Raw genomic sequence first — 22,396 nt, 5'->3', positions numbered from 1 at the left:
CGCGATGAACCGTGGTGTACCCCTCCGCCGGACGGATTTGCCGGGTTCGGTGAATGCGGGAACCGGTGGGCGGGAAGATGTGTCCGTTGATACGGCACGCGTTTTCTCCGTTCCCGTGTGTCACCGGTTCTCTGTGTCCCCGTCGCTGCACCGGAGTCTTCCCATGCCGCCGACCTACTGCCCGCACTGCGGAACCGCCGTGCCCGAAGGGGCGCGTTTCTGCATGAAATGCGGGCGAGAACAGCCGACCGCGGCGGGAGCGGCGGACCCGGTTCCTCCCGCGCTGCCGCCCACGGCCCCGCAGCCCGGCCACGCACCCCGACCGGCGCCGCCCGGTTACGCGCCCCCGCCCGGTCACACACCCGTCCGGCCGTCGCCCGCGGGGGAGTTCCTCGGCCGGGCGATGCGCGGCGACTGGGCGGGGTCGCTGAGGGCGGCCGCCTGGCCGACCGGGCTGATCCTGGCGCTCGCGGTGGCGCTGGCCATCCCCTCGTACGGTCAGGGCGACGAGATCGTCGTCGGCTGGAGCGACCGCCTGCGGATCGCACTCGCCATGCTGCTCCAGGCGTTCGGCGGCGGCTTCGAGCTCCGTGCGGAGGGGCCGGGCTCGCCGTACGGCTCCGGTTCCGACGGATCCGGAGGTTCCGACGCGTTCGGCGCCGGCTACGGAGCCGCCGGACAGGCCGGTGCCACGCTCTCCCTCGTACCGCTCACCGTCACCGTGCTCTGGGTGGGTGCGCTGCTGCTCGCCACCCGGGCGGCCCGCAAGCAGGGCGGCGGCATGGAGGCGGCAGTGCGGATCAGCGCCCTGGTCACCGGCGCGATCCTGGTCCTCGGGCTGTTCGCCCAGCCGGACATCGCCGGGGTCTCGGTCTCGTCCTCCCCGCTGCTCGCGGCGCTCGGCGCGCTCGTGCTCTCGCTGCTCGTCACCGGCGGCGTCCTGCAACAGGACGCGGCGGCCCAGTGGCTGACGCAGCGCCCTGCCGCGCACGCCGTGGTCCGTGCGACGGGCACGGCGGTCCGGGCGCTCGGAGCGGTCATCGCGCTCTGCGCGCTGATCGGGTTCATCGCGTACGCCGACGTCGACGGGGTGGACGGCACGGCCATGCTGCTCACACTGCCGGTGCTGCCCAACATCGGTCTGGCGGTGCTCGGGGTGAGCTGGGGCGCCCCGGTCGAGTACGACGTGCGAGGCGAGTTCGGCTGGTTCGGCTCCGGGATGGAGCACGGCGGCTTCGGACTCTCCGAGTTGGGCGACGCGGTGAACGGGTGGGCGGTGACCGGTGCGGTGCTGACCGGCGTCGTCTGCGCGCTCCACGCCGGTGTGTCGGCCGCCCGCCGCTCGGCGGACCGTCGTGAACAGGCCATCGCCGGTGGGCTGTTCCTCGTGCTGTATCTGCTGCTCACCGGGTTCAGCGGGGTGTCCGCGCAACTCTCGGGCGATGTCGCCGGTGTGGGCGGTCAGGGCATGGCGGAGATCGCCCCGAGCGTGCCGGACGCGCTGCTCTTCGGGCTGCTGTGGGTGGGGGGAGCGGTGCTGGTGGCGCCGCATCTGCTGCGGCTGGTGGGGCGTCCGGCCGGTCCGGTGGCTCCGGCGCCGGCGTGGGGTCCGGGAACGCAGCCTCAGCCTCCCGCCTGGAACCCCCCGCCGCAGACGCCGCCCGCGACCGTCCCCACGCCCACTCCCACGCCCACCCCGTACCCCCCGTACGATCCGCGGACCGTACAACTCGGCCCCGCAGTGGCTCGGCCCCCGGACGGCGCCGACGCAGCGGCCACCGCCGCCCGCAGGCGCTCCGTCGTCGTCTGGAGCGTGACCCTCGTCGCGGCCATCGTGCTGGGCGGCGGGGTCACCGCCGGAGTCCTGTTCCTCAAGAACGACAGGAGCGACCACCAGCACCCGTCCGCGGCGGCCGGTGAGGACAACAAGCCCGCGGCGTCCGGGAGCAGCGACAGCGCGCCCCCCGAAGCCACCCCGAAGCCGTCCCCGACCACGTCCCCCAGCGCGTCCCCGACCACGTCCCCCAGCGCGTCCGCGACCACACCCCCCGCCGCGCCGACCGTCCCCGACGGCTACCGGATGGTCTCCGACAGCGCCGGCTTCTCCTTCGCCGTCCCGGTCCAGTGGGACCGGGAGAGCGAGAAGAACCACCAGATCACGTACGCGGGCTCCACCGGCCGGGCCGAGCTGAAGGTCGGCGTCATCCGCAACGCCCCGTACACCTCGTACGAGAACTTCCAGAACCTGGAGCGGACCGCCGACGCCAACCAGAAGAACTACCGGCGGCTGCAGCTCGGTACCAACACCTTCCAGGGACTCCGGGGCGCGATCTGGGAGTACACGTACGAGGACAAGCAGAGCGGCGAGACGATCCACGCGATCGACCAGAGCTACATCGCCGACGACGGCACCGAGTACGCGATCTACACCACCGAGCGTGACCGCTACTGGTCGGACGCCCGGCAGATCTTCGACACCGCCCTGTCCACCTGGATGCTCAACGACATCGACTGATCCGGCTCGTCACGCATTCAGCGCCGGCCGGAAGCACTGCACCACCTGTTCCGACCGCTCGGTCGTGAAGGTCTCCGCCCGCTTCGTCCCCAGCCGTCGGGCCACGGCGATCGACCGCTCGTTGCGCGAGTCGATCGCCGCCACCACCCGCTCCACCCCGGCCGCGCGCAGCCGCTCCGGCGTGAGGCGCGCGGCGGCGGTGGCGTAACCCGGCCCCAGGCCGCCCGGCCGAGCCGCCGGCCGATCTCGGTCTCGCCCACCGGGCCGTACGCGGTCTGCGACCACGGCTGCGCACCGGTGAAGCCGACCACCTCACCGTCCTCGCCGAGCACGGTCCACAGGCAGTAGCCGAGTTCGGCGTCGTGCCTGCGCATGGGGTCTCCCCTGCTCGAACGAAGCTGAGAGCTTGGGGAAGGGCGGTCCACTCCTCGTAGAGAGAGAGCTCCGCCGGTGTACCGCCGAAGAACTCCATGACCTCGGGGTCGTCGAACGCCCGGTGCCAGGAGAAGGCGTCCTCGTCCGTCGGGACACGCAGGTGCACGGAAGGGGCGGCGGGGGGCACGGCCGACATCGGGGAGCCCTTCGGAAGGTCGATCAGCAGGCCCCCATAGACTGCACGGGACATGTGCCGCGCGGCACGCGATTTCGAGTCTTCGGGAGATCCGACCGTGACCGAGCCCCTCTCCGAACACAGCGCGGATGTGATCGTCGTCGGGGCAGGCCCAGCCGGCTCCACGACCGCGTACTACCTCGCCAAGGCCGGACTCGACGTTCTCCTGCTGGAGAAGACCGCCTTCCCGCGCGAGAAGGTGTGCGGCGACGGCCTCACCCCGCGAGCCACCAAGCAGCTCGTCTCCATGGGCATCGACATCTCCGAAGAGGCCGGCTGGCTGCGCAACAAGGGTCTGCGCATCATCGGCGGTGGCGTCCGCCTCCAGCTGGACTGGCCGGAACTCGCCTCGTACCCGGACTACGGTCTGGTCCGCAAGCGCGACGACTTCGACGAGCAGCTGGCCCGCCAGGCACAGAAGGCGGGCGCGCGGCTGTACGAGCGCTGCAACGTCGGCGCTCCGATCGTCGACGGGCGCACCGGCCACATCACCGGGGTGAACGCCAAGCTCGGTGAGGAGAAGACCCCGGTCACCTTCCACGCTCCGCTCGTCGTCGCCGCCGACGGCAACTCCACCCGGCTGTCGCTCGCCATGGGCCTGCACCGCCGCGAGGACCGCCCGATGGGTGTGGCGGTGCGTACGTACTTCACCTCGCCCCGGCACGACGACGACTACCTGGAGTCCTGGCTGGAACTGTGGGACCGGCGCGGCCCCCAGGACCGGCTGCTGCCCGGCTACGGCTGGATCTTCGGCATGGGCGACGGCACGTCCAACGTCGGCCTCGGCATCCTCAACTCGTCCTCCGCGTTCAAGGAGCTGGACTGGCGCGAGGTCCTCAAGGCGTGGTGCGCCTCGATGCCTGCCGACTGGGGCTACACCGAGGAGAACATGACGGGCCCGATCCGCGGCGCCGCGCTCCCGATGGCCTTCAACCGCCAGCCGCACTACACCAAGGGGCTGCTGCTCGTCGGTGACGCGGGCGGCATGGTCAACCCGTTCAACGGCGAAGGCATCGCATACGCCATGGAGTCGGGCCAGATCGCCGCGGACGTCATCGTCCAGGCGCACGCCCGTGCGACCCCCGCCCAGCGCGAACTGGCGCTGCACAACTACCCGAAGGTCCTCAAGGAGACCTACGGCGGCTACTACACGATGGGCCGGGCCTTCGTGAAGCTGATCGGCAACCCGAAGGTCATGAAGATCGCCACGCAGCGCGGTCTGACGCACCCGCTGCTGATGAAGTTCACGCTGAAGATGCTGGCCAACCTCACCGACCCGACGGGCGGCGACGCGATGGACCGCATCATCAACGGCCTGGCGAAGGTGGCCCCGCGCTCCTGAAGCCGGGATGACGGCCCACGTTCTCCGGGGCGTGGGCCGCGACGGTCCCGTCTGTGTCCCGGCGATCGCCTCCGAGTGGGACAAGCCGGGCATTCCCTACGGGAAGACAGCCGAGCAGTGCACCCGTGAGCAGACCTGGGGGTCATTGCCGGCCGCCCGAGCTGGAACCCCTCGAGCGCATCGACGAGGTGCGCTTCGGGCCGGGGCTTCCGAACACCTTCGACCCGGGGCGAGTTCGGAGTCGACCGGGGCGGTACGCACGGCTGAGGGCCGTCACTCCCGAGCGGGGAGTGACGGCCCTCAGCCGGATCACATGCGCTTGTGAATCCGAGAACTCAGTGAACTCGGAGAACCCGGGGAACTCAGAGAACGCGGACCGCGCCCGACGGCGGGTCGTAGTCCAGGGAGCGGAGCACCACACCGGTGCTCGGGTTCTGCGCGCCGACGAACTGGCCGCCGCCCACATAGACACCGACGTGGTACGCGGAGCCCGCACCGCCCCAGTACAGGATGTCGCCCGGCTGAAGGTTGCTCAGGGAGACCTGGGTGCCGGCGGTCGACTGGGCCTGCGAGACGCGGGGGAGGTCGACGCCCACCGAGCGGAACGCGGCCTGGACCAGACCGGAGCAGTCCCAGGAGTTGGGGCCGGTGCCGCCGGACACGTACGCGTCGCCGACCTGAGCCTTGACGAACGAGACGACGGACGCGGCGGAACCTGTTGCGCTCGACGAGGAGGCGACGGAGGTGGAGCCGGACGTGGCGCTGAGCGTCGTACGGGCCTCGGAGCGGGAGGCGCGCAGGGCGGCTTCGGCCTTGGCCTTGGCGGCCGCCTCCGCCTTCTTCTTGGCCTCCGCCTTGCGCACGGCCTCGGCCTTGGCCGTCTTGGCGGCCTTGGCGGCGGTGGTGGCGGCGGCGTCCTCGTGGGCCTGCGTCTCCAGGTCCAGGGCGACCTGCTGCGTGGCTTCGGCGGATGCGGCGACGGCGGTGGAGAGCCCGGAGGTGAGGGTGGGCATCTCGATGGTCTGAGTCACCGGCTCGGCCTGGGCCGGACCGGCGGCTGCGGCGACCGCGATGGTGCTGAGGACGCCACCGGCAACTCCGGCCCGCAGCGCCGTCTTCGAGGCGTTTCGGCGGGGCTTCCGGTGGCTGGGTATGTGAGCGGTGTGGGACATGGGTACTAGCGCTATCAGGGCCTCAGGGGTCCCTTCAAGAAACGTGTGTTGCGACACAGTTACGTACGGAATCTGTGAATCCGCTTTCTGGCGACCCTTATTGACGCCGTAACGGGCAAAACGGGCAGGGGTGATCACCGCTGTGATCACGGTCTTTCGGGAATTCGCCCGAATTGCCCGCCGCTTACCATCCGTTCACACCAATGGCCAAGCCCGCTTTTGTTGAAGGTCGAGTGGAGTGACACAGGTCACAGCATGACTGTTACGTGGCGGGCATAAGAGCGCCCGGCGCACCTGGTGCCGTCGGCGGTGCCGGGCGAGTGGCCTTTCACCCGGAAGATCGCGAATGTGCGCACGTGTCCACTTCGCTCCCCGTGAACCCCTCGCGCGGGTGAGTTCAGATCGGGACGGATCCTCTTATCACTCCCCGTCGCCCATTGCCAATTTGCATGTCGAGGCGTCTGATTGTTAGTGGAACATCGCTTTGACCAGCGGTAACAACATCAGATGTCACGTCTCGTGATCACCCGGCCGCTTTGCGTACGAAGATCACCTCTCATCCGGCTTCATGATCCTTCGCCTGGTGGTGGAGATCACAAAGCCCGTGTAGCACCCCGTGTCGCAGATCACAGGACGGCAGGCATAGGATGCGGGGCAGTCGGGCTTGTGAACTGCCTCACATGTGCACGATCTTGGTGAGGTGGCGAGCCGGTCGCCCGATGCGGTCCAACGGTCAAGGACGACTGGAAGGAGCGAGGAGCGTGAATGCCTACGCGCCCATCCTCGTGCTCGGCGCCCTCGGGGCAGGGTTTGCGATCTTCTCCGTGGTCATGGCCACGCTTATCGGCCCGAAGCGATACAACCGAGCAAAGCTCGAAGCGTACGAGTGCGGTATTGAACCCACCCCCACTCCAGCCGGAGGCGGCCGCTTCCCCATCAAGTACTACCTGACGGCGATGCTCTTCATCGTCTTCGACATCGAGATCGTCTTCCTCTATCCCTGGGCGGTCACCTTCGACGCCCTGGGGATCTTCGGGCTCGTCGAGATGCTGCTCTTCGTGCTCACCGTCTTCGTCGCCTATGCGTATGTATGGCGTCGCGGCGGCCTGGAATGGGACTGAGGGGCTGAGGGGCACACCATGGGACTCGAAGAGAAGCTGCCCAGCGGCTTCGTGTTGACCACTGTCGAGCAGGCCGCCGGCTGGGTGCGGAAGTCATCCGTATTCCCTGCCACCTTCGGCCTCGCCTGCTGCGCCATCGAGATGATGACGACCGGAGCCGGGCGCTACGACCTGGCCCGTTTCGGGATGGAGGTCTTCCGCGGATCGCCGCGGCAGGCGGATCTGATGATCGTGGCAGGGCGGGTCAGTCAGAAGATGGCACCCGTCCTGAGGCAGGTCTATGACCAGATGCCGAATCCCAAGTGGGTTATCTCCATGGGGGTTTGTGCGTCATCGGGTGGGATGTTCAACAATTACGCCATTGTGCAAGGTGTTGATCATATTGTCCCGGTCGATATCTATTTGCCGGGTTGCCCGCCGCGTCCCGAGATGCTGATGGACGCCATTCTCAAGCTCCACCAGAAGATCCAGAGCTCCAAGCTCGGGGTCAACGCGGAGGAGGCCGCCCGCGAGGCGGAGGACGCGGCACTCAAGGCGCTTCCCCTGATCGAGATGAAGGGGCTGCTGCGGTGAGCGACGAGCAGAACAGCAACGGCGTACCCGCGCCGCGCGACGAGACCGGCGAGGTCATCGGCGTACGGAAGGGCATGTTCGGCGCCAACAACGGCGGTGACACCTCCGGCTACGGCGGCCTCGTCCGCACGGTGACGCTGCCGGGCGCCACGCCCCGGCCGTACGGCGGCTGGTTCGACGAGGTGGCCGACGAACTCGAAGGGGCCCTGGAGGAACAGGACCTGCTTCCCGAGAACGCCATCGAGAAGACCGTCGTCGACCGCGGCGAACTCACCTTCCACATCGCCCGCGAGCACCTGCCCACCGTGGCTCGGACCCTGCGCGACGACCCGGCTCTGCGCTTCGAGCTCTGTACGGGGGTGAGCGGTGTCCACTTCCTCGGCGACAAGGGTCGGGAGCTGCACGCCGTCTACCACCTGCGGTCGATCACTCACGGCCGGCTGATCCGGCTGGAGGTCTCGGCCCCGGACAGCGACCCGCACATCCCGTCGCTCGTCACGGTCTATCCGACGAACGACTGGCACGAGCGTGAGACCTACGACTTCTTCGGGCTCATCTTCGACGGGCACCCGGCTCTCACCCGGATCATGATGCCGGACGACTGGCAGGGCTTCCCGCAGCGCAAGGACTACCCGCTCGGTGGCATCGCCGTCGAGTACAAGGGCGCCCAGATCCCGGCTCCGGACCAGCGGAGGTCGTACTCCTGATGTCTACTCCACATGCAACGCCCCGGGCCACGACCGAGGGGACTGTATATACAGTCACCGGCGGTGACTGGGACGAGGTCGTCGAGTCGGCGGTCAAGTCCGACGACGAGCGCATCATCGTCAACATGGGTCCCCAGCACCCGTCCACGCACGGCGTGCTGCGGCTGATCCTGGAGATCGACGGCGAGACCGTCACCGAGGCCCGCTGCGGCATCGGCTACCTCCACACCGGCATCGAGAAGAACCTCGAATTCCGGAACTGGACCCAGGGCACCACGTTCGTCACGCGCATGGATTACCTGACGCCGTTCTTCAACGAGACGGCGTACTGCCTGGGCGTCGAGAAGCTGCTCGGCATCGAGGACCAGATCCCCGACCGGGCGAGCGTCCTGCGCGTCCTGCTGATGGAGCTCAACCGGATCTCCTCGCACCTGGTGTGCATCGCCACCGGCGGTATGGAGCTCGGCGCCACCACGATCATGATCTACGGGTTCCGCGATCGTGAACTGGTTCTCGATCTCTTCGAGCTGATCACCGGGCTCCGGATGAACCACGCGTTCGTCCGGCCCGGCGGACTCGCCCAGGACCTGCCGCCGGGCGCGGTCGACCAGCTGCGCGAGTTCGTGAAGACCATGAGGAACAACCTGCCGGAGTACGACAAGCTCGCCACCGGCAACCCCATCTTCAAGGCCCGCATGCAGGACGTCGGCTACCTCGACCTGACCGGCTGCATGGCGCTGGGCGCCACCGGTCCGATCCTGCGCTCCGCCGGGCTGCCGCACGACCTGCGCAAGACAGACCCCTACTGCGGTTACGAGAACTACGAGTTCGACGTCCCCACCGCCGACAGCTGCGACGCCTACGGCCGCTTCCTCGTCCGTCTCGAGGAGATGCGCCAGTCGCTGCGGATCATCGAGCAGTGCATCGACCGGCTCGCCCCGGGACCGGTGATGGTCGCCGACAAGAAGATCGCCTGGCCCGCGCAGCTCGCGCTCGGACCCGACGGGCTCGGCAACTCGCTCGACCACATCAAGAAGATCATGGGCACCTCCATGGAGGCCCTGATCCACCACTTCAAGCTGGTGACCGAGGGCTTCCGGGTCCCGGCCGGCCAGGCGTACACCGCCGTCGAGTCGCCCAAGGGCGAGCTCGGCGTGCATGTCGTCTCGGACGGCGGAACCCGCCCCTACCGGGTCCACTTCCGCGACCCGTCCTTCACCAATCTTCAGGCCATGGCGGCGATGTGCGAGGGCGGCCAGGTCGCCGATGTCATCGTCGCCGTCGCGTCCATCGACCCCGTGATGGGAGGCGTCGACCGGTGACCGAAGTACGTCAGGAAGTCAGTCTGGGGATGCCGCAGCTCCCCGCCCCCGCCTACCCGGCCGAGGTGCGCGCCAGGCTCGAAGCGGACGCGAAGGAGGTGATCGCCCGCTACCCCGACAGCCGCTCCGCGCTGCTGCCGCTGCTGCACCTGGTGCAGTCCGAGGAGGGGTACGTCTCCCGTACGGGCATGGCGCTCTGCGCCGAGCTGCTCGGCCTCACCACCGCCGAGGTCACCGCAGTCGCCACCTTCTACTCGATGTACCGGCGCAGGCCGAGCGGCGACTACCAGGTCGGCGTCTGCACCAACACGCTGTGCGCGGTGATGGGCGGCGACGCCATCTTCGACCGGCTCAAGCAGCACCTCGGTGTCGGCAACAACGAGACGACCGAGGACGGCAAGGTCACCCTCGAACACATCGAGTGCAACGCGGCCTGCGACTTCGCACCCGTCGTAATGGTCAACTGGGAGTTCTTCGACAACCAGACGCCCGAGAGCGCGACACAGCTCGTCGACGACCTGATCGCCGGGCGCACCGTCGAACCCACCCGGGGCGCCCCGCTCTGCTCGTACAAGGAGACCGCCCGGATCCTGGCCGGCTTCCCCGACCAGCGCCCCGGCGCCGTCGAGGCGACCGGCGGCGCCGGCCCCGCCTCGCTCGTCGGCCTCCGGCTGGCGAGGGGCGAGGAGCCGCACCCGAAGGTCGTCGCCCCGCGCGGCGAGGCAGCCCGCGCGGAAGCTCCGCAGGACCGTCCGCAGCCGGCCGACCCGGACCACCCGGCCGGTCCCGCAGCTGAGGAGGGGGAGTGATGACATTGGCAGCCGAAATCAACGACGGGGGCGGCAACGGCAGCGGGGCCAGCCCCGAGAAGCTGCTCTCGCCCGTGCTCTCCGCCTTCTGGGACGAGCCCGAGTCCTGGACCCTGGACACCTACCGGCGCCACGGCGGCTACGAGGGGCTGCGCAAGGCCCTCGCCATGTCGCCGGACGACCTCATCGCGTACGTCAAGGACTCCGGACTGCGCGGCCGCGGCGGCGCCGGCTTCCCCACCGGCATGAAGTGGCAGTTCATCCCGCAGGGCGACGGCAAGCCGCACTACCTGGTGGTCAACGCCGACGAGTCGGAACCCGGGACCTGCAAGGACATCCCGCTCCTCTTCGCCAACCCGCACAGCCTCATCGAGGGCATCGTGATCGCCTGCTACGCGATCCGTTCCTCGCACGCCTTCATCTATCTGCGCGGTGAAGTCGTCCCGGTACTGCGGCGGTTGCACGAGGCCGTGCGCGAGGCCCGCGAGGCGGGCTACCTCGGGACGAGCATCCTGGGCTCGGGGCTCGACCTGGAACTCACCGTGCACGCGGGCGCGGGCGCGTACATCTGTGGTGAGGAGACCGCGCTGCTCGACTCGCTCGAAGGGCGACGCGGCCAGCCCCGGCTGCGGCCCCCCTTCCCCGCGGTCGCCGGTCTGTACGCCTGCCCCACTGTGGTGAACAACGTCGAGTCCATCGCGTCGGTTCCCGCGATCCTGAGCAAGGGCAAGGACTGGTTCAAGTCGATGGGCAGCGAGAAGTCCCCGGGCTTCACGCTGTACTCGCTCAGCGGGCATGTCGCCAGCCCCGGCCAGTACGAGGCGCCGCTCGGCATCACGCTGCGCCAGCTGCTCGACATGAGCGGCGGCATGCGCCCCGGCCACCGGCTGAAGTTCTGGACCCCGGGCGGCTCCTCCACCCCGATGTTCACCGACGAGCACCTCGATGTGCCCCTCGACTACGAGGGCGTCGGCGCCGCAGGCTCCATGCTCGGCACCAAGGCGCTCCAGTGCTTCGACGAGACGACATGCGTCGTGCGTGCCGTCACCCGCTGGACCGAGTTCTACGCCCATGAGTCCTGCGGCAAGTGCACGCCGTGCCGCGAGGGCACCTACTGGCTCGTCCAGCTGCTCCGCGACATCGAGGCCGGCAAGGGACAGATGGCCGACCTCGACAAGCTGAACGACATCGCCGACAACATCAACGGCAAGTCCTTCTGCGCCCTCGGCGACGGCGCCGCGTCGCCGATCTTCTCCTCGCTGAAGTACTTCCGCGAGGAGTACGAGCGGCACATCACCGGCAAGGGCTGCCCCTTCGATCCCGCCAAGTCGACCGCCTGGGCCGACGACAAGAACGCTCACCAGGGGGTGAACGCATGACAGTCACCACAAGTGCGCCCTCCGGGGGCGGCGAGGCGGCGGTCCCGCCCGAGGACCTTGTCACGCTGACGATCGACGGCATCGAGATCAGCGTGCCGAAGGGCACCCTGGTCATCCGGGCCGCCGAGCTCCTCGGGATCGAGATCCCGCGCTTCTGCGACCACCCGCTCCTCGACCCGGCCGGCGCCTGCCGGCAGTGCATCGTCGAGGTCGAGGGCCAGCGCAAGCCGATGGCGTCCTGCACCATCACCTGCACCGACGGCATGGTCGTCAAGTCGCAGCTCACCTCACCGGTCGCCGACAAGGCGCAGCGCGGGGTGATGGAGCTGCTGCTGATCAACCACCCGCTGGACTGCCCGGTCTGCGACAAGGGCGGCGAGTGCCCGCTGCAGAACCAGGCGATGTCGCACGGCGACCCGGACTCCCGGTTCGACGGGAAGAAGCGGACGTACGAGAAGCCCGTCCCGATCTCCACCCAGGTGCTGCTGGACCGTGAGCGGTGTGTGCTCTGCGCGCGCTGCACCCGGTTCTCCAACCAGGTGGCGGGCGACCCGATGATCGAGCTGATCGAGCGCGGCGCGCTCCAGCAGGTCGGTACGGGCGAGGGCGACCCGTTCGAGTCGTACTTCTCCGGCAACACCATCCAGATCTGCCCGGTCGGCGCGCTGACCTCGGCGGCCTACCGATTCCGCTCCCGGCCCTTCGACCTGGTGTCGTCGCCGTCGGTCTGCGAGCACTGTGCGGGCGGCTGCGCGACCCGCACCGACCACCGGCGCGGCAAGGTCATGCGGCGGCTCGCCGCCAACGACCCCGAGGTCAACGAGGAGTGGGTCTGCGACAAGGGCCGCTTCGGGTTCCGTTACGCGCAGCAGCGGGACCGGCTCACCACTCCGCTGGTACGCAACGAGGACGGCGTCCTCGCACCGGCGAGCTGGCCCGAGGCGCTGGAGGCCGCGGCCGCAGGGCTCGCCGCCGCACGCGGCAGGACCGGTGTCCTCACGGGCGGCCGGCTGACCGTCGAGGACGCGTACGCGTACAGCAAGTTCGCCCGGATCGCCCTCGATACGAACGACATCGACTTCAGGGCCCGGGTGCACAGCAGCGAGGAGGCCGACTTCCTGGCCGCCCGCGTCGCCGGACGCGGACGTGACCTGGACGGCAGCGGCCTCACGTACACCACGCTGGAGAAGGCGTCGACCGTGCTGCTGGTCGGCTTCGAGTCGGAGGAGGAGGCGCCCGGCGTCTTCCTGCGGCTGCGCAAGGCCAACCGCAAGCACGGCCAGCGCACCTTCGCCGTCGCCTCGCACGCCACCCGCGGACTGACGAAGGCGGGCGGCACGCTGCTTCCCGCCGCACCCGGCACCGAGACCGAGTGGCTGGACGCGATCGCGGGCAGCGTCGGGCTCGACGGCGACGGGGCCGCGGCCGCCGAGGCGCTGCGTGGCGAGGGCGCCGTGATCGTGGTCGGCGAGCGACTGGCCGCGGTGCCGGGCGGGCTGACCGCCGCGGTACGGGCCGCGACCGCGACCGGGGCCCGGCTGGTGTGGATCCCGCGCCGGGCCGGCGAGCGCGGTGCGGTGGAGGCGGGCGCGATCCCGTCGCTGCTGCCCGGCGGCCGCCCGGCCACCGACCCGCGGGCCAGGGACGAGGTGGCGGCCGTCTGGGGCGTCGCCGAACTCCCCGCCCGGTTCGGCCGCGACACCGGCCAGATCGTCGAGGCCGCGGCCACCGGCGAACTGGGCGCACTGCTCGTCGCCGGCGTCGAGGCCGTCGACCTGCCGGACCCGGCACGCGCCCTGGAGGCACTGGACCAGGTCGGCTTCCTCGTCTCGCTGGAGCTGAGGCCCAGCGAGGTCACCGAGCGGGCCGACGTGGTGTTCCCGGTCGCCGCGGTGGCCGAGAAGGCCGGCACCTTCCTCAACTGGGAGGGCAGGGCACGGATGTTCGAGGCCGCGCTCAAGCCCGAGCAGCTGACGCGGGCGCCCGCCCCGACGGACGCCCGGGTCCTGCACATGCTGGCCGACGCGCTGGACGTCCACTTCGCGCTGCCGGATGTGAAGTCCGTACGCCGTGAGCTGGACCGGCTCGGCGGCTGGACCGGCACGCACGCCTCCGACCCGCACGAGTCGGCGCAGCCGCTGCCCCGGGCAGGCGACGGCGAGGCGGTCCTCGCGGGCCACCGGCTCCTGCTCGACCAGGGCAGGCTCCAGGAGGGCGACGCCGCGCTGGCCGGCACCCGGCACGCCGCGGTCGCCCGGCTCTCCGCCGTCACCGCCGCCGAGACGGGGGTGAAGGACGGCGATCTGCTGGCCGTCACCGGACCGTCCGGCAGCGTCGAACTCCCGCTGCAGGTCACCGACATGCCGGACCGGGTGGTCTGGGTGCCGCTGAACTCCGTCGGGCGGGGTGTCCCGGCCGACACCGGCGCCCACCCCGGCGGCCTGGTCCGGATCGGCCCCGCCGCACCGGGTACTCCCGACGTCACACCGGAGGTGCGAGCGTGACTGCCCTCGCTCAACTGGCCGCGGCACCCGACCGTGTCGTACTCGCCGCCGAGGATCTGTCGATGTTCGGCACCGACCCCTGGTGGCTCGTCGTCATCAAGGCGGTGTTCTGCTTCGCGTTCCTGATGGTGACCGTGCTCTTCTCCATCGTGTGGGAGCGCAAGGTCGTCGCCTGGATGCAGCTGCGCATCGGCCCCAACCGGCACGGCCCCTGGGGCATGCTCCAGTCACTCGCCGACGGCATCAAACTGATGCTGAAGGAAGACGTCATCGTCAAGCGGGCGGACAAGGTCGTCTATGTCCTCGCGCCGATCGTCGCCGCCGTACCGGCGTTCATGGCGATCGCGGTGATCCCGTTCGGCCCGTCCGGCAACGAGGTCTCGATCTTCGGCCACCGTACGGCGATGCAGCTCACCGACCTGCCGATCGCGATGCTCTACATCCTCGCGGTCGCCTCGGTCGGGATCTACGGCATCGTGCTGGCCGGCTGGTCCTCCGGATCGACGTACCCGCTCCTCGGCGGCCTGCGCTCCTGCGCGCAGATGATCTCGTACGAGATCGCGATGGGCGCGGCGTTCGCCTCCGTCTTCCTCTACTCCGGGTCGATGTCGACCTCGAAGATCGTGGAGGCGCAGCACGACCGCTGGTTCATCATCCTGCTGCCGGTCTCATTCATCATCTACATCGTCACGATGGTCGGCGAGACCAACCGTGCCCCGTTCGACATGCCGGAGTCCGAGGGCGACCTGGTCGGCGGCTTCAACACCGAGTACTCGTCGATCAAGTTCGCGATGTTCATGCTCGCCGAGTACGTCAACATGGTCACCGTCTCCGCGGTCTCCACGACCCTGTTCCTGGGCGGCTGGCGGGCCCCGTGGCCGATCAGCACCTTCTGGGAGGGGGCGAACCACGGCTGGTGGCCGATGCTCTGGTTCGTCATCAAGGTCCAGCTGCTGTTGTTCTTCTTCATCTGGCTGCGCGGCACCCTGCCCCGCGTCCGCTACGACCAGCTGATGAAGCTCGGCTGGAAGATCCTGATCCCGGTCTCCGTGGTCTGGCTGATGCTGGTCGCGACTGTGCGGGCTCTGCGCAACGACGGTTACGACTTCAACACGCTGTTGCTGTCCGTGGCGGGCGCCGTGATCGCGATCCTGCTGGTCTCCTTCGTCGCCGACATCTTCAGGGACCGCTCGGCCAAGGGGGCCGGGGCGGAACCGGCACCGGAACCAGGACCCGCGTTCGACCCGATGGCGGGCGGATTCCCGGTGCCACCGCTGCCCGGACAGACCCTGCCGCCGGTACCGCGCCGCAGGTCACGGCATGAGCGGGAGCTCGTTGTCAGTGGCGGGTCGGATACTCAGAGTGACGGCAGTCAGATGGGCGCAAGTCCGAGTGACGGAAAGGAGGCTGACGGTGCCTGAGTCATCGGAACCCTCGGGGGAGAAGTTCCAGAACCCTGTGGCCGGCTTCGGCGTGACCTTCAAGGCCATGTTCAAGAAGCGGCTGACCGAGCAGTACCCGGAACAGCAGAAGGTGACGGCGCCGCGCTTCCACGGCCGGCATCAGCTCAACCGTCACCCCGACGGCCTGGAGAAGTGCGTCGGCTGCGAGCTGTGCGCCTGGGCCTGTCCGGCCGACGCCATCTATGTGGAGGGCGCGGACAACACCGACGAGGAGCGCTACTCCCCGGGTGAGCGCTACGGCCGCGTCTACCAGATCAACTACGCGCGCTGCATTCTCTGCGGACTGTGCATCGAGGCCTGCCCGACCCGGGCGCTGACGATGACCAATGAGTTCGAGCTCGCCAACACCACCCGCGAGAGCCTCATCTACACCAAGGCCGAGCTGCTCGCGGGCCTGGAGGAAGGCATGGTCGACTCCCCGCACGCGATCTACCCGGGGATGGACGAGCAGGACTACTACCGGGGCCTGGTGACGGAGGCCGCGCCCGGTACGGAGCGTCAGGTCGCGGTCTCCAAGGGCGAGAAGCCGTCCGACGACGACAACGAGAACAACGGCGCGGCCCAGGAGGTGGACGCATGACCGGCCTCGCCGCAGCCTCCCTCACATCGACCGGGGAGGCCGTCCAGTTCTGGCTGCTCGGCACGGTCGCCGTGGTCGGCGCGCTGTCGACCGTACTGATGAAGAAGGCCGTGCACAGTGCGCTGAGCCTCGCCGGGACCATGATCGTCCTGGCGGTCTTCTACCTCGCCAACGGCGCGTACTTCCTCGGCGTCGTCCAGATCGTCGTCTACACGGGCGCGATCATGATGCTGTTCCTCTTCGTGGTCATGCTCGTCGGTGTCACGGCGGCGGACTCACTGAAGGAGACCCTCAAGGGTCAGCGCTGGCTGGCCGCGGGGTGCGGACTCGGCTTCGGTGTGCTGCTGATCGCGGGCATCGCCCACGCATCCCTGAACAGTTTCAACGGACTCGGCACCGCCAATGCCGCGCACGGCGGGAACGTCGAGGGGCTGGCCAGCCTCATCTTCACCAAGTACGTCTTCGCCTTCGAGATCACCGGCGCCCTGCTGATCACGGCGACAGTCGGCGCGATGGTGCTCACCCACCGCGAGCGCACCGAACGGGCCAAGACCCAGCGGGAGATGTCCGAGGAGCGCGTACGCGGCAAGCACCTGCCGCCGCTGCCCGCCCCCGGCGTCTACGCCCGGCACAACGCGGTGGACATCGCCGGTCTGCTCCCGGACGGCACCCCGTCCGAGCTCACCGTCATGCAGACGCTGCGCAAGCGCGGCCAGATCCGTGACGTGTCGAACGAGTCGCTCGCCCAGCTCAAGGCCCTGGAGCAGCGCTCCGAGGAGCGGCTCGGCCGTGACAACGAAGAAGAGGGGGTCGCCAAGTGAACCCGGTCAACTACCTCTATCTCGCCGCTCTGTTGTTCACCATCGGCGCGTCCGGGGTGCTGATCAGGCGGAACGCGATCGTGGTGTTCATGTGCGTCGAGCTGATGCTCAACGCCTGCAACCTCGCGTTCGTCACCTTCTCCCGGATGCACGGCAACCTCGACGGCCAGATCATCGCCTTCTTCACGATGGTCGTCGCCGCCGCCGAGGTCGTGGTCGGGCTCGCGATCATCGTGTCGCTGTTCCGTTCCCGCCACTCGGCCTCGGTCGACGACGCCAGCCTGATGAAGTTGTAAGGGGACGCTGAATCGTGGACAACCTCATTGCGCTGCTCGTCGCGGCGCCCCTGCTCGGAGCGGCCGTCCTGCTCTGCGGAGGCCGTCGGCTGGACCGCTCCGGACACTGGATCGGCACGCTGCTCGCCGCCGTTTCATTCGTCATCGGTGCGGTTCTCTTCGTCGACATGCTGGGGAAGGGCGCCGAGCACCGGGCGCTGCACCAGTACCTGTTCAGCTGGATCCCGGTCGAGGGCTTCCAGGCCGATGTGGCCTTCCAGCTCGACCAGTTGTCGATGACGTTCGTGCTGCTGATCACCGGTGTGGGCACCCTGATCCACATCTACTCGATCGGCTACATGGAGCACGACGAGCGCCGGCGCCGGTTCTTCGGCTATCTGAACCTGTTCCTCGCGGCGATGCTCCTGCTGGTCCTCGCCGACAACTACCTGCTGCTGTACGTCGGGTGGGAGGGCGTCGGTCTGGCGTCGTACCTGCTGATCGGCTTCTGGCAGCACAAGCCCAGTGCGGCCACCGCCGCCAAGAAGGCGTTCCTGGTCAACCGGGTCGGCGACATGGGCCTGTCGATCGCGATCATGCTGATGTTCACCACGTTCGGCACGTTCGCCTTCGGACCCGTCCTGGCATCGACCGGGGAGACGAGCGAGGGCAAGCTGACGGCGATCGGCCTGATGCTGCTGCTCGCCGCCTGCGGCAAGTCGGCCCAGGTGCCGCTGCAGTCCTGGCTCGGTGACGCGATGGAGGGTCCGACCCCGGTCTCCGCCCTCATCCACGCCGCCACCATGGTGACCGCGGGCGTCTACCTGATCGTCCGCTCCGGCGCGATCTTCAACGCCGCGCCGGACGCACAGCTGGTCGTCGTGGTCGTCGGTGCGGTCACGCTGCTCTTCGGTGCGATCGTCGGTTGCGCGAAGGACGACATCAAGAAGGCCCTCGCCGGGTCGACGATGTCGCAGATCGGTTACATGATCCTGGCCGCCGGGCTCGGCCCGATCGGCTACGTCTTCGCGATCATGCACCTGGTGACGCACGGCTTCTTCAAGGCCGGGCTCTTCCTCGGCGCCGGTTCGGTCATGCACGGCATGAACGACGAGGTCGACATGCGGAAGTTCGGCGGCCTGCGCACGTACATGCCGGTCACCTTCATCACCTTCGGCCTCGGCTATCTGGCGATCATCGGTTTCCCCGGCCTGTCCGGCTTCTTCTCCAAGGACAAGATCATCGAGGCGGCGTTCGCCAAGGGTGGCGCCGAGGGCTGGATCCTCGGCGGTGTCGCGCTGCTGGGCGCCGCGATCACCGCGTTCTACATGACGCGCGTGATGCTGCTGACGTTCTTCGGCGAGAAGCGGTGGCAGCCCGATGCGGAAGGCCATGAGCCGCATCCGCACGAGTCCCCGAAGTCGATGACGATCCCGATGATCGTCCTGGCGTTCGGTTCGGTCTTCGCCGGAGGCTTCTTCTCCATCGGCGACCGCTTCCTGAACTGGCTGGAGCCGGTCACCGGCCACAGCCACGGAGAATCGCCGGTCGGTGCCGCGACCGTCACCGGCGCCACCATGGTGGTGCTCGTCATCGGCGTCGCCATCGCCTGGACGATGTACGGCCGCCGGCCGGTACCGGTCGTCGCCCCGCGCGGCTCGCTGCTCACCCGGGCCGCCCGCCGCGACCTCCTGCAGGACGACTTCAACCACGTGGTCCTGGTCCGCGGCGGCGAGCACCTGACCCGCTCCCTGGTGTACGTCGACCACACCCTGGTCGACGGCGTCGTCAACGGTACGGCCGCGTCGATGGGCGGGCTCTCCGGCCGGCTGCGCAAGCTGCAGAACGGCTACGCCCGCTCCTACGCGGTCTCGATGTTCGGCGGTACGGCGGTCGTCATCGCCGCGACCCTGCTGATGAGGGCGGTCTGATCACATGTCCTTTCCCCTCCTGACAGCGACGGCGGCGCTCCCGGCGATCGGCGCGATCGCCACCGCAGCCGTCCCGGCCGCCCGGCGCACCGCCGCCAAATGGCTGGCGCTGCTCTTCTCGCTGGCCACGCTCGTGCTGGCGGGCGTCGCGCTCGCCCGCTTCGAGCCCGGCGGCGCCCGCTATCAGCTCACCGAATCACACGCCTGGATCAAGGACTTCGGCGTCCGGTACGAACTCGGGGTGGACGGCATCGGGGTGGCGCTCATGGCGCTCACCGCCCTGCTGATCCCGTTCGTCATCCTGGCCGGCTGGCACGATGCCGACCCCCTGGAGACGAAGTCCTCGCGCTGGCGCCCCACCCAGGGCTTCTTCGCCCTGATCCTGATGGTCGAGGCGATGGTGATCCTCTCCTTCGAGGCCACCGACGTCTTCCTCTTCTACATCCTCTTCGAAGCCATGCTCATCCCGATGTACTTCCTCATCGGCGGCTTCGGGGACCGGGCCCACGCCGGCAGCGACGAGAACGCCGCGGCGCAACGCTCCTACGCAGCCGTGAAGTTCCTGCTCTACAACCTGGTCGGCGGGCTCATCATGCTGGCCGCCGTCATCGGCCTGTATGTCGTCGCGGGCACCTTCTCGCTCTCCGAGATCGCCGAGGCCCGCGCCAACGGGTCGCTGTCCATGGCGACCAGCACCGAACGCTGGCTGTTCCTCGGGTTCTTCTTCGCCTTCGCGGTGAAGGCCCCGCTCTGGCCGCTGCACACCTGGCTGCCCAACGCCATGGGGGAGGCGACCTCACCGGTCGCCGTCCTGATCACCGCGGTCGTCGACAAGGTCGGCACGTTCGCGATGCTCCGCTTCTGCCTCCAGCTGTTCCCGGAGGCCAGCAAGTGGGCGACGCCGGTGATCCTGGTCCTGGCGCTGATCAGCATCGTGTACGGGGCGCTGCTCGCCGTCGGCCAGCGCGACATCAAGCGGCTGATCGCCTACGCGTCGATCTCGCACTTCGGCTTCATCATCCTGGGTATCTTCGCGATGACCAGCCAGGGCCAGTCGGGCGCCACGCTCTACATGGTCAACCACGGCATCTCGACGGCCGCGCTGATGCTGGTGGCCGGCTTCCTGATCACCCGGCGCGGTTCGCGGCTCATCGCCGACTACGGCGGAGTGCAGAAGGTGGCGCCGGTCCTGGCCGGCACCTTCCTGATCGGCGGACTCGCCACCCTGTCGCTGCCCGGGCTCTCCCCGTTCGTCAGCGAATTCCTGGTCCTGGTCGGCACGTTCAGCGCCTACCCGGCGGCCGGCATCGTCGCCACCACCGGCATCGTGCTCGCCGCGCTCTACGTCCTCGTCCTCTACCAGCGGACGATGACGGGCCCGGTGAAGGCCGGGGTCCAGGGCATGGCCGACCTCAAGGCCCGGGAGCTGGTGGTGGTCCTCCCGCTGATCGCGCTGCTGATCTTCCTGGGTGTCTATCCGAAGCCGCTGACGGAGATCGTCAACCCGGCGGTGCAGCACACCATGTCGGACGTCCAGAAGAAGGACCCCCAGCCTGAGGTGGAGGCCGCCAAGTGAGCGCAACAGCTGTCCACAGCCTGTGGACAATGGCGGGCGGGGTGACATCGGCCGCCCCGAAAGAGAAGTTCAACGCACCGGTCATCGAGTACGCCCAGCTGACCCCGGTCCTCATTGTGATCGGTGTCGCCGTCGTCGGCGTACTCGTCGAGGCCTTCGTGCCGCGCCGGGCCCGCTACTACACGCAGGTCTTCCTGACCGTAGTCGCCCTCGCCGCCGCGTTCGCCGCGGTCGTCGGCCTCGCGGCCGGGGGGTACGGCACGACGAAGGCACACATCGCCGCGATGGGTGCCATCGCCGTCGACGGACCCGCCCTGTTCCTGCAGGGCACCATCCTGCTGACGTCGCTGGTCGCCGTCTTCACGTTCGCCGAGCGCCGGCTCGACCCCGTGGCGCACGGCAACCGCGTCGACTCGTTCGCCGCACAGGCCGCGTCCGTCCCCGGCAGCGAGAGCGAGCAGGCCGCGGTCAAGGCGGGCTTCACCACCACCGAGGTCTTCCCGCTGCTCCTCTTCTCGGTGGCCGGCATGCTGGTCTTCCCGGCGGCCAACGATCTGCTGACGCTCTTCGTGGCCCTGGAGGTCTTCTCCCTCCCGCTCTACCTCCTGTGTGCCGTCGCCCGCCGCAAGCGGCTGATGTCGCAGGAGGCCGCGGTGAAGTACTTCCTGCTCGGCGCCTTCTCGTCGGCGTTCCTGCTCTTCGGGATCGCCCTGCTGTACGGGTACGCGGGCTCCGTCTCGTACGCGGCCGTCGCCGATGTGGTCGACGGATCCGTCACCCAGATCGACCCGGCGCTCGCCGACACCATGGGCAACGACGCGCTGCTGCTGATCGGCGGCGCGATGATCCTGACCGGGCTGCTCTTCAAGGTCGGTGCCGTCCCGTTCCACATGTGGACCCCGGACGTCTACCAGGGCGCCCCGACCCCGGTCACCGGCTTCATGGCCGCGGCCACGAAGGTCGCCGCGTTCGGTGCGCTGCTGCGCCTGCTGTACGTGGTGCTGCCGGGCCTCAGCTGGGACTGGCGGCCGGTCATGTGGGCCGTCGCGATCGTCACGATGCTGGGCGGTGCGATCGTCGCCATCACCCAGACCGACATCAAGCGACTGCTGGCCTACTCGTCCATCGCGCACGCCGGCTTCATCCTCGCCGGTGTCATCGCGACGACCCCCAGCGGCATCTCCTCGGTGCTCTTCTACCTGGGCGCGTACTCCTTCGTGACGGTCGGCGCGTTCGCCGTCGTCACCCTGGTGCGCGACGCGGGAGGCGAGGCGACGCACCTGTCGAAGTGGGCCGGGCTCGGCCGGCGCTCGCCGCTGGTCGCCGCGGTCTTCGCGGTGTATCTGCTGGCCTTCGCCGGTATCCCGCTGACCTCGGGCTTCGCCGGAAAGTTCGCGGTCTTCAAGGCGGCGGCGGAGGGCGGGGCCGGCGGTCTGGTCGTGGTCGGTGTGATCTCGTCCGCGATCGCCGCGTTCTTCTACATCCGGGTCATCGTGCTGATGTTCTTCAGCGAGCCGAAGGCGGACGGCCCGACGGTCGCCGTCCCGTCGCCGCTGACGATGACGACGATCGCGGTCGGCGTCGCGGTCACGCTGGTGCTGGGCCTGGCCCCGCAGTACTTCCTCGACCTGGCGAGCCAGGCGGGAGTGTTCGTGCGGTAACGCGCAGAGACCACGCAAACGCCGGACGGGCCCCA

The 22,396-nt window shown here is 69.1% G+C and carries 17 protein-coding genes and 1 pseudogene; 16 read left to right on the top strand and 2 right to left on the bottom strand.

Going from position 1 to position 22,396, the window contains the following annotated elements; translation table 11 throughout:
- Nucleotides 1–4: 4 nt before the first annotated feature.
- A complete protein-coding gene (locus OHA88_RS21480; protein WP_443044261.1) occupies nucleotides 5–2,515 on the top strand; it encodes a zinc-ribbon domain-containing protein in 2,511 nt (836 codons plus the stop codon).
- A gap of 9 nt (nucleotides 2,516–2,524) precedes the next feature.
- On the opposite strand, the pseudogene OHA88_RS21475 reads toward OHA88_RS21480, so the two are convergent.
- Nucleotides 2,525–3,086: pseudogene (locus tag OHA88_RS21475) on the bottom strand (GNAT family N-acetyltransferase).
- 97 nt (nucleotides 3,087–3,183) lie between these two features.
- Here OHA88_RS21475 and OHA88_RS21470 point away from each other — a divergent pair.
- A complete protein-coding gene (locus OHA88_RS21470) occupies nucleotides 3,184–4,467 on the top strand; it encodes a geranylgeranyl reductase family protein (protein WP_267003193.1) in 1,284 nt (427 codons plus the stop codon).
- Between the two features lie 362 nt (nucleotides 4,468–4,829).
- On the opposite strand, the gene OHA88_RS21465 is transcribed toward OHA88_RS21470, so the two are convergent.
- On the bottom strand, nucleotides 4,830–5,639 hold the full coding sequence (locus OHA88_RS21465) for a C40 family peptidase (RefSeq protein ID WP_328626689.1): 810 nt from the start codon (nucleotides 5,637–5,639) through the stop codon (nucleotides 4,830–4,832).
- A gap of 761 nt (nucleotides 5,640–6,400) precedes the next feature.
- Between OHA88_RS21465 and OHA88_RS21460 the strand changes: the two genes are divergently transcribed.
- From OHA88_RS21460 to nuoN, 14 genes are read left to right on the top strand one after another with little or no spacing between them, the layout of a single operon-like run.
- Complete coding sequence (locus OHA88_RS21460) at nucleotides 6,401–6,760, top strand: NADH-quinone oxidoreductase subunit A (RefSeq protein ID WP_003992243.1); 360 nt, start codon at nucleotides 6,401–6,403, stop codon at nucleotides 6,758–6,760.
- A gap of 18 nt (nucleotides 6,761–6,778) precedes the next feature.
- Entirely contained in the window at nucleotides 6,779–7,333 is a 555-nt protein-coding gene (locus tag OHA88_RS21455) for a NuoB/complex I 20 kDa subunit family protein (RefSeq protein WP_030975705.1), read from the top strand.
- Complete coding sequence (locus OHA88_RS21450; protein WP_267003189.1) at nucleotides 7,330–8,040, top strand: NADH-quinone oxidoreductase subunit C; 711 nt, start codon at nucleotides 7,330–7,332, stop codon at nucleotides 8,038–8,040. Before OHA88_RS21455 ends, OHA88_RS21450 begins: the two co-directional genes overlap by 4 nt.
- Nucleotides 8,040–9,362: an NADH-quinone oxidoreductase subunit D gene (locus tag OHA88_RS21445; RefSeq protein ID WP_328626688.1), complete on the top strand. Its 1,323-nt coding sequence runs from the start codon at nucleotides 8,040–8,042 to the stop codon at nucleotides 9,360–9,362. Before OHA88_RS21450 ends, OHA88_RS21445 begins: the two co-directional genes overlap by 1 nt.
- A gap of 29 nt (nucleotides 9,363–9,391) precedes the next feature.
- Nucleotides 9,392–10,171, top strand: coding sequence for an NADH-quinone oxidoreductase subunit NuoE (nuoE, locus tag OHA88_RS21440; RefSeq protein WP_328629751.1), 780 nt, complete (start codon nucleotides 9,392–9,394; stop codon nucleotides 10,169–10,171).
- Nucleotides 10,171–11,550 (top strand): NADH-quinone oxidoreductase subunit NuoF, encoded by a 1,380-nt coding sequence (gene nuoF / locus OHA88_RS21435; protein WP_326605214.1) that lies wholly within the window; start codon nucleotides 10,171–10,173, stop codon nucleotides 11,548–11,550. Before nuoE ends, nuoF begins: the two co-directional genes overlap by 1 nt.
- Nucleotides 11,547–14,054 carry an NADH-quinone oxidoreductase subunit G gene (locus OHA88_RS21430; protein ID WP_328626687.1) on the top strand — a complete coding sequence of 836 codons (2,508 nt, stop codon included), beginning with the start codon at nucleotides 11,547–11,549 and terminating at the stop codon, nucleotides 14,052–14,054. The genes nuoF and OHA88_RS21430 overlap by 4 nt, the downstream gene beginning before the upstream one ends.
- On the top strand, nucleotides 14,051–15,475 hold the full coding sequence (gene nuoH / locus OHA88_RS21425) for an NADH-quinone oxidoreductase subunit NuoH (RefSeq protein WP_328626686.1): 1,425 nt from the start codon (nucleotides 14,051–14,053) through the stop codon (nucleotides 15,473–15,475). The genes OHA88_RS21430 and nuoH overlap by 4 nt, the downstream gene beginning before the upstream one ends.
- On the top strand, nucleotides 15,468–16,097 hold the full coding sequence (gene nuoI / locus OHA88_RS21420) for an NADH-quinone oxidoreductase subunit NuoI (RefSeq protein ID WP_326605217.1): 630 nt from the start codon (nucleotides 15,468–15,470) through the stop codon (nucleotides 16,095–16,097). The genes nuoH and nuoI overlap by 8 nt, the downstream gene beginning before the upstream one ends.
- Complete coding sequence (locus OHA88_RS21415) at nucleotides 16,094–16,918, top strand: NADH-quinone oxidoreductase subunit J (protein ID WP_326628168.1); 825 nt, start codon at nucleotides 16,094–16,096, stop codon at nucleotides 16,916–16,918. Before nuoI ends, OHA88_RS21415 begins: the two co-directional genes overlap by 4 nt.
- Nucleotides 16,915–17,214: an NADH-quinone oxidoreductase subunit NuoK gene (gene nuoK / locus OHA88_RS21410; protein WP_024493678.1), complete on the top strand. Its 300-nt coding sequence runs from the start codon at nucleotides 16,915–16,917 to the stop codon at nucleotides 17,212–17,214. The genes OHA88_RS21415 and nuoK overlap by 4 nt, the downstream gene beginning before the upstream one ends.
- 14 nt (nucleotides 17,215–17,228) lie before the next feature.
- Nucleotides 17,229–19,124 carry an NADH-quinone oxidoreductase subunit L gene (gene nuoL / locus OHA88_RS21405; protein WP_328626685.1) on the top strand — a complete coding sequence of 632 codons (1,896 nt, stop codon included), beginning with the start codon at nucleotides 17,229–17,231 and terminating at the stop codon, nucleotides 19,122–19,124.
- 4 nt (nucleotides 19,125–19,128) lie between these two features.
- Nucleotides 19,129–20,700: an NADH-quinone oxidoreductase subunit M gene (locus OHA88_RS21400; RefSeq protein WP_267003171.1), complete on the top strand. Its 1,572-nt coding sequence runs from the start codon at nucleotides 19,129–19,131 to the stop codon at nucleotides 20,698–20,700.
- Nucleotides 20,697–22,361: an NADH-quinone oxidoreductase subunit NuoN gene (gene nuoN / locus OHA88_RS21395; RefSeq protein WP_328626684.1), complete on the top strand. Its 1,665-nt coding sequence runs from the start codon at nucleotides 20,697–20,699 to the stop codon at nucleotides 22,359–22,361. Before OHA88_RS21400 ends, nuoN begins: the two co-directional genes overlap by 4 nt.
- The last annotated feature ends 35 nt before the right edge of the window (nucleotides 22,362–22,396 follow it).

The organism is Streptomyces sp. NBC_00353 (genome assembly GCF_036108815.1).
Classification (GTDB): Bacteria; Actinomycetota; Actinomycetes; order Streptomycetales; family Streptomycetaceae; genus Streptomyces.
This window is presented reverse-complemented; position numbering and strand designations above follow the sequence as displayed.